Source organism: Streptomyces sp. NPDC048172 (genome assembly GCF_043202595.1).
In the GTDB taxonomy this organism is placed as follows: domain Bacteria; phylum Actinomycetota; class Actinomycetes; order Streptomycetales; family Streptomycetaceae; genus Streptomyces.
Window position 1 is genome coordinate 630,184 of record NZ_JBIDAT010000004.1, and the last position, 13,405, is coordinate 643,588.

Below are 13,405 nucleotides of genomic sequence, written 5' to 3' on the forward strand. Positions count from 1 at the left end.
CAAGACTTCCGTCTTTCCGCCCGGGCATCCCCTTCGCGCACACCGTTCGACAACGACGGGAATGACGTGGGGGAGAGAATGTCCGATCCGGGCACCACAGCAGAGAGCGCAGTGTTACGGGACGTGAAGGGGTGGCTGCCTGAACCCGATCGCAAGAGGCTGCTGGTCATCGTCCACACCGAGGTGTACGGGAAGCGGCTCCAGGACCTGCTGCCGCTCCTGGAGTCGGATCTGCGGGTCGAGGTGGTCTTCACCGTGGCACCGCACGCGTTCAACGGAGGCACCGCACAGTTCCTCCGGTCGCTCGGGGCCACGGTGGTGAGCTGGGAGGAGGCCGTGCGCGGCTCCTTCGACCTCGCGCTGGCCGCTGGTTCGCAGGGCACCGAGCAGCTGCGCGCACCGCTGGTGCGGCTCTCGCACGGGGCAGGGCAGATGTCCCTGACCCGTCGCTCGCAACTGAACCCCGGGGAGGCCCGCGCTCCGCGCGGCGTCACGGGAAGGGGGTATCTGACCTGGCAGGGCAGGGTCGTCCCGAGGGCCGTGGTCCTGGCCCACCACGAGGACCTGGTCGAGCTGGAACGCTGGTGTCCGGAGGCGCTTCCGGTCGCCGAGGTCGCGGGGGATCCCTGCTACGACCGCATCCGGCGCAGCCTGCCGCTGCGCCGTGACTACAGGGAGGCACTGGGACTGGCCCCCGGACAGAAGCTCGTCCTCGTCTCGCTGTCCTGGGGGGAGCGTTCGTCCTTCAGCCGTCTCGGTTCGGTCCTCCCGAGGCTGCTGTCGGAGCTGCCGCGCGAGGAGTACCAGACCGCGGTGCTGGTGCACCCCAACGTCTGGTCCCGCTTCGGGCACTGGCAGGTGCGTGCGTGGCTGGCCGACTGCAGGCGTGCAGGCGTCAGCGTTCTCCCGCCGGAGACGGACTGGCGGCAGCCGCTGATCGCGGCGGACTGGATCATCGGCGACTACGGGTCGGTGACGCTGTACGGCACCATGACCGGCTCCCCGATCCTGATGACGCACTTCCCGTACTGGGACGCCAACCCGGAGTCCCCCGGTGTCGACCTGGCGCTGACGGCCCCGGCCCTGTCCCCGTCACGCCCGCTGGCGGAGCAACTGGCCTTCGCCGCCGAGGAGTACCGGGCCGAGGACCACGCGGACATCGCGGCACGCATCTCCTCTCAGCCGGGCCGCTTCAACCACAACTTCCGACGGCTCATGTACCGCGTTCTGGGGCTGGGGCAGCCCGCCTATCCGCCGGCCACGGAGCCGCTCCCGCTTCCCGCTCCCCTGGACGGGGCGGTGTGGGAGCCCAGTCATGAGTCATGGGGGGAGGCGGTATGAACGCGGACTGCGTGTGCGTCGACGTCGACGCGTGCCGCGAAGAGCGGGTACGGCAGTGCGCGGACGTGCTGTACGGCATGGACCGGCACGACGCCGACACGCTGCTGCGACGGTACCCGGGGTGCCTGTGCGTCACGCTCCGACGGCCCGGTGGCATCTGCACGGCCGTGGCTCGGAACGGTGTACGGACCCGACTCGTGACGTACGCGAGGGAACTGTCAGCGGCCGAACACGCGCTGCTCGCAGCGCTGTTGCACGCTTGGCTCGTGCGGGGTCTGCCCCTGGGCCAGTTCGGCCGTCGCATGGATCACCGCTCGTCGTCCGGCCCAGGTGTCAGTCCGGCGAGGAGTCGCTCCACCCTCTCCACGTCTCTGGGGCTCCGGGGGCCGTAGAGGGCGAGCGCGTCGTCGTAGTGGCGACGGGCCGCCTCGGCGTCGTTCCGGTCCTCCGCGGTCTGGCCCAGCATCTCCAGCACCCGGGCCTGCCAGGGAACGGATCCGGCTGACCGGAACTCATCGAGCGCGGTGAGCAACAGCCGCTCGGCCTCCGGGTGGTTCCGCACCGTACGGTGCGCGTGAGCACGGCCGAGGAAGGCCAGGGCTCGTGCGGCGTCGTACGCGTCCTGGAGGCCGAGAAGTTCGGACCGGGCCTGTTCGAGGAAGCTCCGCGCCTCGTCTGCACGGTCCATGGCAAGGGCGACATCGCCCAGGCACAGGCGGGAGAGTGCGGCCCCTCTGCGGTAGCCGATCTCCTCCCGTTCGGCGAGCGCGGCCTGAAAGAGGGGGGCTGCCTGTTCCAGCCTCCCCGCGAGCCGGTGGGTCTGGCCGAGCCCGTGCAGAGCCTGTGCCTCCGCACGTCGGTCCTGTCGGTCGCGGGCGTCCTGGAGAGCACGGGTGAACCAGATTTCCGCCTCGTCCAGCTGCCCCGCGTTGCGCAGCGCGGCGCCGCCGCTCGTCAGCATCTGGCTGACTCCTGCGGCCTGGCCCGCGTGCTCGGCGGCGGCCAGTCCGAGACGGTGCGCCTCGGTCCACAGGTCGTACGGCCGCGAGCGCAGGAAGAAGGGCTGCATGGCGTCGGCCAGCTGCCAGCAGGTCGAGTGCCAGCCACGGTCAGCCGCGGTGCGCACGGCCCGCATCAGCCGGACCGCCTCCTCGTTCATCCACCGCAGCGCGGTCTCGCCGTCGGGGAACTCCAGCGCGTGCCGGGGCGGATAGGCGTAGTCACGTCCGAGGGGCCGATAGCCGGGAACGAGGAGAGTCCGTACGGGGGTCGCCGTGGCCAGGTACCAGTCGAGTACGCGCCGCTCCGTCTCCGCCCGCGCCGCCGTGGGGTCCGCCTCGTCCTGAGCTGCCCTGTCCATGGCGTGCAACCGGGTGAGGTCGTGGAAGCGGAACCGGGCATGGCCGGTGACGGGATGAGGTCCAGCCTCCTCCAGGAGGTTCGCCTCCAGAAGGCCGTCCAGCAGCCCTCGGGCGTCCCGCAGACCGAGCGCGCATCCGGCAGCCGCCTCGAAGGCGGAGAAGACATCGACAGGAAGCAGTCCCAGACGCCGGTAGCCCCGCGCACGGTCCGGCGCCAACGAACGGTAGGACTCGTCCAGTGCGCTGCCCACTGCTTGGTCTCCCTCCAGGTAGAGCTCCTCCAGCCGGTCAGGGGGCCGCCGCATCGCCCCGGCCAGATCCGCGAACGTCTGCTGGGGTCTGGCGGCCATCCGTGCCGCGACGACACACACCGCGAGGGGCAGTCCCGCGCACAGGGCCACCACCTGGCGGACGGCACCCGGCTCCTCTTCGGTGCGACCGCCGCCCGCACGATTGCTCAGCAGTTCCACGGCCGCCTGGGCGGAGAGCACGCCCAGGTGGTGGAACGCGGCGCCATCCACGGCCAGCCCGCTCAGCCGTTGCCGACTGACAACCGCCACCAGGCTGTCCGCCTCCCCGGGGATCAGCGGGCGGACCTGTGCGGCACTCACCGCGTTGTCCAGCACGACGGCAAGTCGGCGGCCCACCGTCAACGAACGCCAGAGCGCGGCCTGTTCTGCCAGCTCCACCGGTACCTGGTCGTAGCCGAACGCGCGGATAAACTGCCCGAGAATCTCCCCCGGCCCTCGAGCACTTCCCATGGAATAGCCGCCCATGTCCGCGTAAAGCCTGCCGTCGGGGAAAGGGTCCCGCAGCGAGCCGAGCCAGCGGGAAACCAGCGTGGTCTTCCCCACCCCTGCGGGACCGGTAACAGCGATCAGTTGCGGAGCGCCACGGTGCCGACTCCGCATTTCCTCCAGCTTCGCCACGTCACATTCCCGGTTGATGAAGTGGCCGGGAACGGGCAGCAGTTGCTGCGGTACGGGAAGTTCCGCGCGGCGCTCGGAAGGCGCCGCGTGCACATGCACACCTCCGCTGATCTCCCCCGCCTGGATCACCGGTCCGGATATCGACGCGTCCTCCACGACGTTGGCGTGAGTGATACCGGTCGGCCGAACCGTGTTCACCCAGATGCGCAGTGCATCCATGGTCTCGGGATGAGCACTCACGCGAGTGAGTATGCGATCGGCCAGACTGCTGTACGAAATCGAGGGTGCCGATTCCACAAGTACGCGTGACAACTCACTCCGCATGGCGTCATCGGGACCTTCGAGGGTTCCGCTTACCATCTCCCGCAGACTCTCCCAACTGCGTGGCTGCCCGGCGGCGACAGCCAGCGCCAGAGCGAGTTCTCGGACTGTGAGCGGACGCATCCCTTCACCCCTCTGGCCATGGATCACTCATGGAGATCCGTAAGCACGGGGAAGCTACCCGCGGACCCCCGGTCGCAGACTGACGGCTCACTCCGAACCCGCTCCGGACCCGCCCCAGGCGGACCGTTTCAGCCAAGAAGAGGGATCAAGAGTGGCCGTCTGGTGACCGGAGTTGACAACATGTCATCCTCATTTGGGCAAAGACCGGCCATCGCCCGGCAAAGAGCGAGCAAGTCGAACCGGCGAAGGGAACGCTGGTGGACTTCGAGATCGTGATCTTGGGCCCGATCGGCATACGCGCGCACGGACAGCACGACGCGCTGGGCTCGGCGAAGGAGCGCGCGCTGCTCGCGGCGCTCGCCGTGGACGCCGGCCGGTCCGTCCCGCTCGACACGCTCACCCGGCGCCTCTGGGACGACGACCCGCCCGGGAAGCCCCGTGCGAGCCTGCACTCCTACGCGGCCCGGCTCCGACGGCGCCTGCGGAACGCCACCGGCGGCGATCGACTGGTCCAGCAGGCGCACACCTACCGCCTCGACATCGCCCCGGAGTCCGTGGACCTCCACCGCTTCCAGCGGCTGACGGAGCAGGCCCGCACCACCAACTCCGGCGACCAGGCGCGGACACTGCGGCTGTTCCGCGAAGCGGAAGCCTTGTGGCATGGCGAGCTTCTTGCGGGGCTGACTGGTTCCTGGGCCGAAGGTGTTCGCATGCGACTGGAGTCGCAACATCTTGCGACACAACTTGATCGCACAGCGCTCGAACTGCGCATGGGGCGGTTCGTCGATCTGATCGCAGAGCTCAGCGGCCTCCTGGAGCAGCTGCCGGTAGACGAGACCGTCGCCGGGCAACTCATGGTGGCCCACTACGGAAGCGGCCGTCAGGCGGAGGCGCTCCGCCTCTTCGAGACCCTGAGAAAACGCCTGCAGGAGGAGCTCGGCACCGATCCGGGAAAGCCTCTGAGGCGTATCCACCATCTCATCCTTCAGCAGGAACCGGTGGAGCGGATCCTCGCCCCGCCGAAGCCGCCTTCCCACCGCGCCGGAGTTACGGAAGGGAAGAAGCTGAACAACATCCCGGCGCATGGCGATCTCGTAGGAAGAGAGGCGGAGCTACGGACCCTTCAGGAGATACCCGAAGGCACCGTCATCTCCCTCCAGAGCATCTCCGGGATGGGCGGCGTGGGGAAAACACTGCTCGCCTTCCACGTCAGTCGCCGACTGAGCTCAAGATTCCCGGCCGGGCAGATGTACATAGATCTGAGGGCGCACTCCGCCGGAAGCAAACCCCTCGCCTCTTCAGCCGCCCTCACCTCTCTGCTCAGAACCATGGGCTTCTCTCCCAAAGCCCTCCCTCGCGGACTGGACGAACTGACGTCACTGTGGCGGAATACGCTGAGCAGCCGTCAAGCCATCATCATTCTCGACGACGCCGCGAGTGACGAACAGGTTCGCCCGCTCCTCGTCCAGGATTGTCCATCCCTCTTCATCATCACCAGCAGGAACCGCCTGACGAACCTTCCCGGAGCCCGGCCGGTATTCCTTGACGTACTCCCCCTCGAAGACGCAACGGATCTCTTCATAAGGCTCATTGGTCCGGACCTTTCCCGAAAAACCGAACCGAACGACGTGGCAAGCATCGTACAGTTATGCGGGCGCCTGCCTCTGGCCATCGAACTCGCCGCGGGACGCCTCAAATCCCGCCCTGCCTGGACGGCGCGTTACCTCGCTGAGAAGATTGCGCACAGCAAGCGGAAGCTCGGAGAAATCCGCGACGGTCAGCGCGAGATTCACCACGTCTTCTCACTCTCACACAGGACCCTGACAGAGAAGCAGCGAACCGCCTTCCGTTGCCTCGGCCTCCATTGGGGAACCACTTTCACCTCTCACGCCGCCGCGGCGTTGACCGGCGAACCCCTGGACCAGACGGAGCGGCACATCGAGGCCCTGCTGGACAGCAGTCTCGTTCTGGAGCCCGAGCCGGAGCGCTATCGATTCCACGACCTACTCGGGGAGTTCGCGCTCACCCTCGTTCACGAGAATCCGGAAGAGGAAGTGGCCGCCCGGCGCAGGCTGGCCGACTTCTACCTCAACTGTGCCGCCCGCGCCGATGCCCTGGCGCATCCCCGCCGCACCCGCCTCAGCCTCACTCTCGGCCAGGACGCCTCTCCGTACGACTTGCCGCAGTGGGCCGGAGCCCAGGACGCGAAGGCGTGGCTCAGGGCGGAGACCTCCGCCCTCATCTCCGCCGAGCACCACGCACGCACCCACGGCCTCCCCGAGCTGGCGGCCGAACTCGCCCATGTCCTCGCATCCTTCCTGGACACGGAGGGTCTCTGGCACGAGGCAGCGGTCATGCACGCCCATGCCGCCGACCACTGGCACGCCCACGGAGCCCCGCACGCCGAGGCGCTCACCCGGATCGACCTCAGCATCGCGGAGGCCCATGCGGGGCAGTACGCGCAAGCGGCCGCCTCGGGGCAACAGGCCCTGACCCTTGCCCGCTCGCTCAACGACCCGGACTCCACCGCCGAGGCACTGCATCAACTCGGGATACTCCACTGGCATCGCGGTGAATACCATTTGATGCGGGAATCGCTGCAAGAGGCGCTGGACATCCGCACCCGTTCCGGAGATACCTGGGGGCAGGCGCGCAGCACCAATACTCTGGGCATCGCCCATCTCCATCTCGGAGATCCCGTAGCAGCCTCACGGCATTTCCAACAAGCCTTTTTCTCCTTCCAGGAATCCGGAGATATACGAGGAACCTTCCAGTCGTTAAACAACTTTGCGGAGACTCAGGCCCACATAGGAGAGCAGGATTCTGCGCGGGAATCCTTCTCCCGCGTCCTGGAAATGTCCATCGAATCGGGAAGCCGTTCCGAGCAAGCGATGGCACGACTGAACCTCGCCAATACGTATCATGTTCCGCAGGAGTTGGAATCGGCACTCGACCTCTATGACATGGCGCTCGCCTCGTTCCAACACCTGGGCGACAAGAGGAATGAAACCATCACTCTCGTCTCCATCGGGAACGCACTTCACCGGGCCGCCCGGTACGAGGAATCCTTGGAGCGTCACAGCGCAGCGCTGGAATTGGCGCGGAGCCTCGGGGCAGGACTGGAAGAGGCTCAAGCCCTGCGCGGGCTCGGCTCAGCAGAGCGCCTTCTCGGCCGTCTCCACACGTCCGAACAGCACCTGACGGAAGCGCTCACCCTGGCCTCCCGTATCCAGTCTCCGGAGGAGGAGGCTCGCGCGTGCGACGCGCTGGCCGAGCTGAAGTCCGACGCAATGCGGATTGATGCGGCGCACGCCCTCTGGCGGAGAGCGATCGGCATATTCAAAAGAATTGACAGCTATGAGGCGGAACGTATAGGGGAGCGCCTACGGAGCACCGAGCGAGCCAGTCAGAACGGATAGATTTCCTGGGTTCAGAATACTTGTGCATATCTCGCAGCTCGGTTAGCGTCATCGCCCGTAATAGCGAGATCACTGCGGCGACCCATGCTGCGGAAGCACGTTAGGAACTCGGCACAAAGATGATCATGGATACGCCCCAGGGCGATCAGCCCCCGTCATCCATCCACCGCGAGGAGGCCGAGCAGAGCCGCACCGCTCGCCCCTCCGCCTCCGAGAAAGGGATGGCGAGCCCAACGTACTTCGGGCCAAAGGTGTGCATGCCCTCCATAGCTCCCACTGACGCCCCCCGCACCACTACCTGACCTCCGCTACCACCCAGGTCGTGACCCCGCAACGCCGGCGTACCGCGCCAGTTGCGGGGTCACAGTCGTCGGTCACGCCCTGAGACGGACCGCGCGGGGCAGGGGTCCGATCTACGCTGGCCGTATGGCTTGCGGGGTGCGCGTGGGGTCCGGGGTGGCGCTGGCCGGTGGGGTGTTCCTGCTGGTGGCGGGCGGCACCGTGCCCGCGCTTCTGCAGGAGCGGGGCGAGCCGTGGCTGACGACCGTGTTCGGGTGGGTGCTGATCGTCGTGACCTGCGGCGCGCTCGCCTTCAGCGGGCGGCGGCCCGTGGCCGTCGCGGCGCTCGTCCTGGTGACCAGCTCGGTGTATTACGTCAGCAGTGCCTACGACGGGCCCCTGCTGGTCGCCCCCATCGTCGCGCTCTACGCGGTCGCGGCGCGCGGGCTGCTCGGCGTCGCCGTCGCGCTCTCCGCCGTCGCCCTGTGCGGGACCGCCGCGGGGACGGCCGCGGGGAACGAGGACGTGAACAACGTCGCCCTGTTCATGCTCGCCGGGTGGCTGGTCGCGACCGTCGCGCTCGGCTGGGCGCGGCACAGCCGTCTCGCGTACGCGCGGGAGGCCGAGAAGCACGCCACCAGCGAGGAGCGGCTGCGGATCGCGCGCGAGCTGCACGACAGCATCGGCCACCACCTCTCGCTCATCAACGTCCAGTCGTCGGCGGCGCTGCGGCGGTTCCAGAAGGATCCCGAGCGCGGGGCGCGCGGCGCGGGCGAGGCGCTCGGTGCGGTCAAGGACGCCAGCAAGGAGGCGCTGCGCGAGCTGCGCACCACGCTCGGCGCGCTGCGGGACGGCGACGAGGCCGCCCCGACGGCGCCGGTGCCCGGCCTGGACCGGGTGGACGAGCTGGTCGCGTCGGCGCGGCGGGCCGGGCTCGACGTACGGGTCACGACGACCGGGCGCGAAGCGGGGGCGCTGCCCGTCGAGGTGGACCGGGCCGCGTACCGGATCGTGCAGGAGGCGCTGACGAATGTGAGCCGGCACGCGGGCGCCACGAGCGTCGCCGTGCGTGTCCGGCGTGGGCGGCGTGAGCTCGTGCTGGAGGTCGTGGACGACGGGCGGGGGGCCGTCCGGTCCGGCGGCGGCGCCGTTTCCGGCACCGGCATCTCCGGGATGCGCGAGCGGGCCCGCGCGCTCGGCGGCGAGCTGACCGCGGGGCCCGGCGAACGGGGCGGCGGGTTCGCCGTACGGGCGCGGCTGCCGCTCTCCTCCTCCGCCGTACCCCAGAACGGAGCGTCTCCTTCATGATCAAGGTCCTGCTCGTGGACGACCAGCGGCTGGTGCGTGCCGGGTTCCGTTCGATCCTGGAGGACGAGGACGACTTCGACGTGGTCGGCGAGGCGGGCGACGGCGAGGAGGCCCTCGCGCTGTGCCGCGCGACGCGGCCCGACGTCGTCCTCATGGACATCCGCATGCCGGGCACGGACGGCCTGGAGGCGGCCCGCCGGATCGCCGCCGACGGGCGGCTCGACGAGGTGCGCGTCGTCATGCTGACCACGTTCGACCTCGACGACTACGTCTATACGGCGCTGCGCGCCGGGGCCAGCGGCTTCCTCGTCAAGGACACCGAGCCGGAGGAGCTGGTGCACGCCGTGCGGGTCGCGGCGCGCGGTGACGCGCTCATCAGTCCCGGCGTCACGCGGCGGCTGATCGCCGAGTTCGCCGGACGCGTCGCCCCGCCCGGGCCCTCGCCCCGGCTCAACGCGCTGACGGAGCGCGAGGTGGAGGTCATGCGGCTCGTGGCGGAAGGGCTGACGAACGACGAGGTCGCGGGACGGTTGACTCTCAGCCCTGCTACGTCCAAGACGCATGTGAGCCGCATCATGACCAAGCTGGGTGTACGAGACCGTTCCCAACTGGTCGTCCTCGCTTACGAGTCGGGGCTCGTCCGCCCGGGGTGGCTGAACCCCTGATCTGGCCCTGCGCCCCATCTGCGCCTTGCTGCACGTTGCAGGCCGCGGGTTGCGTCTTGGCCGGTCGCGCAGTTCCCCGCGCCCCTTTGGGGCACTCCTGACGGGGCCGTCTCCTCTTCGCTGCGCCGCACCTGCCCCTTGTCGTGCGTCGCAGACTGCCGCTTTCGCCTTGGCTGAGCGCGCAGTTCCCCGCGCCCCTTCGGGGCGCAACTTGTGGGGTAGTGGGATGTCAACCCGGGGACGACGACCGGGGCCATCGCCGCGGCGCACCTTGGGCTCATGAATCAGCTACGTACCGGGCCGCTGGGGCGGCTCGCTTCCTGGTCCCAGCGGCACCGTTGGGGGGCGCTGCTGTTGTGGGTGGTCGTGGTGGCCGCCATCACCGTGGGCTCGCAGGGGGCGGGCAGCGATTACCGGAACGACTTCTCCCTGCCCGGCACCGACTCGCAGACCGCGACCGATCTGCTGGAGAAGCACGGTTCGGCGCAGGCCGGGGACAGTGTGTCCGTCGTGCTCCAGGGCGAGGACCTGCGCGGGGCGCGCGCCCGCGTCGAGCGGATGCTCGATGACGTACGGGAGTTGCCCAGCGTCGCCGACGTGCGCAGCCCGTACGCGGACAAGGCGGCCGTCTCGCGGGACGGCGAGATCGCGTACGCCACCGTCACGCTCGACGGCAAGGCCGAGAGCGTGCCCAAGGAGGACGTCAAGCGGGTCATCGATACCGCCCAGCACGTAGACCGCGACGGGGTGCGGGTCGAGGTGGGGGGTGAGGCCGTACGCGGGGCCGAGGAAGAAGGGGGCGGGGCCGCCGAGGGTGCCGGGATGCTGGCGGCGCTCGTGATCCTCGTGCTGCTCTTCGGTTCGCTGGTGGCGGCCGCGTTGCCGCTGGTCACCGCGGTGTTCGCGGTGGGCGGGGCGGTGGGGCTGATCGCGCTGGCCTCGCATCTCTTCACCGTCGCCGACTTCACCCCGCCGCTGATGATGCTCGTCGGGCTCGGAGTGGGGGTGGATTATGCCCTGCTGATCTTCTATCGGTATCGGCATGAGCTGCTGCGCGGGGTCGATACCGCGACCGCGACCCGTACCGCGCTCGACGCCGCCGGACGCACCGTCTTCTTCGCGGGCTGCACCGTGATCATCGCGCTGATGGGACTGGTCGCGCTGGGACTGGGCGCGTTGCAGGGGGTCGCCGTCGCCGTCGCGCTCACCGTGCTCGTGACCATGGCGGCGTCGCTCGTGCTGCTGCCCGCTCTGCTGGCGGTGGCGGGGCGCCGGATCGAGCGGCACGTGCGGGCCCGTACGGAACGGGCGCGGGCGAAGGGCCGGGCGGAGGGGCGGCGTTGGCGGGCGTGGGCCGAGGCGGTGCAGCGGCGTCCGCTGACCGCGCTCACGGCCGCCGTCCTCGCGCTGCTCGCGCTCTCCGCGCCCGCGCTGGACATGCGGCTGGGCTTCGCGGACGCGGGGAACGACGCGAGCGGGACGACCAGCCGTCAGGCGTACGACCTGCTGGCCGAGGGATTCGGGCCCGGCTTCAACGGGCCGCTCGTCGTCGTGAGCCAGGGCGGCGCGGAGGCCGCCGGGGAGGTGCGGGCCACGCTGGCCCGTACGGACGGGATCGCCGCCACCTCGCCCGTGCTGCCTTCGAAGGACACCGGCGTCTCCACCGTGCTCGCGTTCCCGGAGACGGCTCCGCAGGACGAGGCGACCGCCGACCTCGTGCACCGGCTGCGGGACGACGTGCTGCCGCCGGTGACCGAGCGGACGGGCGGGAAGGCCCTGGTGGGCGGGCCGACGGCCGCCGCGCAGGACTTCGCGGACTCGGTGTCGGACCGTATGCCGCTCTTCGTGGCGCTGGTGGTGGGACTCTCGGCGCTGCTGCTGATGGTGGTCTTCCGCTCGGTGCTGATCCCGCTGAAGGCCGCGCTGCTGAACCTGCTGTCGATCGCGGCGGCGCTGGGGGTCGTCACGCTGGTCTTCCAGGAGGGGCTGTTCGGGGCCGAGGCGGGGCCCGTCGAGGCGTTCATCCCGGTGATGATCTTCGCGATCGTCTTCGGGCTCTCGATGGACTACGAGGTCTTCCTCGTCTCCCGTATCCACGAGGAGTGGGAGCGTACGCGCGACCACCGGGGCGCGGTCCGCGAGGGGCTGGCGGCCACGGGCAAGGTGATCACGGCGGCCGCGGCGATCATGATCGTGGTGTTCGCGGCGTTCGTGCTGAGCCCGGACCGGATGCTCCAGCAGTTCGGGCTGGGGCTGGCCGTGGCGATCCTGCTGGACGCGGTGGTGATCCGCTGTCTGATCGTGCCCGCGGTGATGCGGCTGCTGGGCGAGCGCGCCTGGTGGCTCCCGGCGGGCCTCGCCCGGCGGCTGCCGAGGGTCGCGCTGGAGCGCCGGGAGGACGACCAGGCCGAGGGCCAGGAGAGCGTGCGCGTCTGACCGAGGGGCTCCGTCCCTGGTCGGGGCCCTGGGCGGGCCGTATGGAAGACTGCCGTTGTTCATCGAGGCGGCAGAGGCCAGGAAGCCGGTGCGAACCCGGCACGGTCCCGCCACTGTGACCGGCGGCACGTCCCCAGGGGCGTCCGCCGGGAGTCAGATACTGGTCTGCCGCCAACCTCACCAGGTCAGGGGACGCGGATCCCCTTGAGGAGGCAGGCATCGTCATGTCCCGTGCCGTGCGCACCCGTGCGCTTCTCGCCGCGCTGCTCATACCGGCGTCGGCCCTCACCGCGTGTTCGTCGTCGTCCAGCGCCGACGACAGCAGCGGCGGCAAGGCGCCCAAGGGCTTTCCGTACACGGTCACGAACTGTGGCGTGAAGACGACGTTCGAGAAGCCGCCCGAGCGGGCCGTGACGATGAACCAGAACACCACCGAGGTCATGCTCGCGCTCGGTCTGGAAGACCGTATGGCGGGCACCGCCTTCCTCGACGACAAGATCGTGCCCGAGTACCGGAAGGCGTACGACAAGGTCAAGGTGCTGGCCAAGGAGTACCCGTCCAAGGAGACGCTCCTCGGCGCCAACCCCGACTTCGTCTACGGCGCCTACCCCTCGGCGTTCGAGAAGGGCGAGGGCCGTGAGCGCCCCGCGCTCCAGGACAGCTCCGTGAACACCCGGCTGGCCACCGAGAGCTGCGCCAAGGGCCGGGTCGGGGTGCCGCAGCTGCACAAGGAGATCCGGGAGGTCGCCCGCACCTTCGGCGTCCCGGAGCGCGCCGAGAAGCTGATCAAGAAGCAGAACGAGCAGCTCGCCGCCACCGCGAAGCGGCTCAAGGGCGCGGAGAAGACCCGGGTGTTCGTGTACGACAGCGGTGACAACGCGGCGTTCACGGCGGGCGGCAAGGGCATCGGCAACGAGATCATCGAGCGCGCGGGCGCCGAGAACGTCTTCTCCTCCGTCGACAAGCCCTTCGGCGACGTCTCCTGGGAGAAGGTCGTCGAGAAGAACCCCGACACGATCGTGATCTACGACTACCGGGGCACCTCCCTCGCCAAGAAGAAGAAGCGGCTGCTGAACGACCCGGCGCTCAAGGACGTACCGGCGATCAAGCACAAGCGGTTCGCCGTGATGCCGCTCTCCTCCGTCGTGGTCGGGCCGCGCGTGCCGGACGCGGTGGACGAGCTGGCCGACCAGCTCCACCCGGACCGCGCCAAGTGAGGGCCG

The 13,405-nt window shown here is 69.5% G+C and carries 7 protein-coding genes and 1 riboswitch; of the genes, 6 read left to right on the top strand and 1 reads right to left on the bottom strand.

Annotation, left to right across the window (positions count from 1 at the left end; all coding sequences use genetic code 11):
- The first annotated feature begins 123 nt into the window (after window positions 1–123).
- Entirely contained in the window at window positions 124–1,341 is a 1,218-nt protein-coding gene (locus ACGF3A_RS20580; protein WP_393731644.1) for a hypothetical protein, read from the top strand.
- A 307-nt stretch (window positions 1,342–1,648) separates the two neighbouring features.
- Here ACGF3A_RS20580 and ACGF3A_RS20585 read toward each other — a convergent pair whose 3' ends face one another.
- On the bottom strand, window positions 1,649–3,829 hold the full coding sequence (locus tag ACGF3A_RS20585; RefSeq protein WP_393731908.1) for a tetratricopeptide repeat protein: 2,181 nt from the start codon (window positions 3,827–3,829) through the stop codon (window positions 1,649–1,651).
- 503 nt (window positions 3,830–4,332) lie between these two features.
- Between ACGF3A_RS20585 and ACGF3A_RS20590 the strand changes: the two genes are divergently transcribed.
- The 5 genes from ACGF3A_RS20590 (at window position 4,333) to ACGF3A_RS20610 (ending at window position 13,399) form a co-directional block, all read left to right on the top strand.
- Complete coding sequence (locus ACGF3A_RS20590) at window positions 4,333–7,494, top strand: BTAD domain-containing putative transcriptional regulator (RefSeq protein ID WP_393731645.1); 3,162 nt, start codon at window positions 4,333–4,335, stop codon at window positions 7,492–7,494.
- 426 nt (window positions 7,495–7,920) lie between these two features.
- Entirely contained in the window at window positions 7,921–9,081 is a 1,161-nt protein-coding gene (locus ACGF3A_RS20595) for a sensor histidine kinase (RefSeq protein ID WP_393731646.1), read from the top strand.
- A complete protein-coding gene (locus ACGF3A_RS20600) occupies window positions 9,078–9,746 on the top strand; it encodes a response regulator (RefSeq protein WP_393731647.1) in 669 nt (222 codons plus the stop codon). Before ACGF3A_RS20595 ends, ACGF3A_RS20600 begins: the two co-directional genes overlap by 4 nt.
- 279 nt (window positions 9,747–10,025) lie before the next feature.
- On the top strand, window positions 10,026–12,182 hold the full coding sequence (locus ACGF3A_RS20605) for an MMPL family transporter (RefSeq protein WP_393731648.1): 2,157 nt from the start codon (window positions 10,026–10,028) through the stop codon (window positions 12,180–12,182).
- A 29-nt stretch (window positions 12,183–12,211) separates the two neighbouring features.
- Window positions 12,212–12,366, top strand: a riboswitch (cobalamin riboswitch).
- Window positions 12,367–12,406: 40 nt separating this feature from the next.
- Window positions 12,407–13,399 (top strand): ABC transporter substrate-binding protein, encoded by a 993-nt coding sequence (locus ACGF3A_RS20610; RefSeq protein ID WP_393731649.1) that lies wholly within the window; start codon window positions 12,407–12,409, stop codon window positions 13,397–13,399.
- The last annotated feature ends 6 nt before the right edge of the window (window positions 13,400–13,405 follow it).

Excerpts from the sequence above, each read along its gene's own strand:
- ACGF3A_RS20595 (WP_393731646.1), top strand. The coding sequence starts at position 7,921 with ATGGCTTGCGGGGTGCGCGTGGGGTCCGGGGTGGCGCTGGCCGGTGGG.
- ACGF3A_RS20600 (WP_393731647.1), top strand. The coding sequence starts at position 9,078 with ATGATCAAGGTCCTGCTCGTGGACGACCAGCGGCTGGTGCGTGCCGGG.
- ACGF3A_RS20605 (WP_393731648.1), top strand. The coding sequence starts at position 10,026 with ATGAATCAGCTACGTACCGGGCCGCTGGGGCGGCTCGCTTCCTGGTCC.
- ACGF3A_RS20610 (WP_393731649.1), top strand. The coding sequence starts at position 12,407 with ATGTCCCGTGCCGTGCGCACCCGTGCGCTTCTCGCCGCGCTGCTCATA.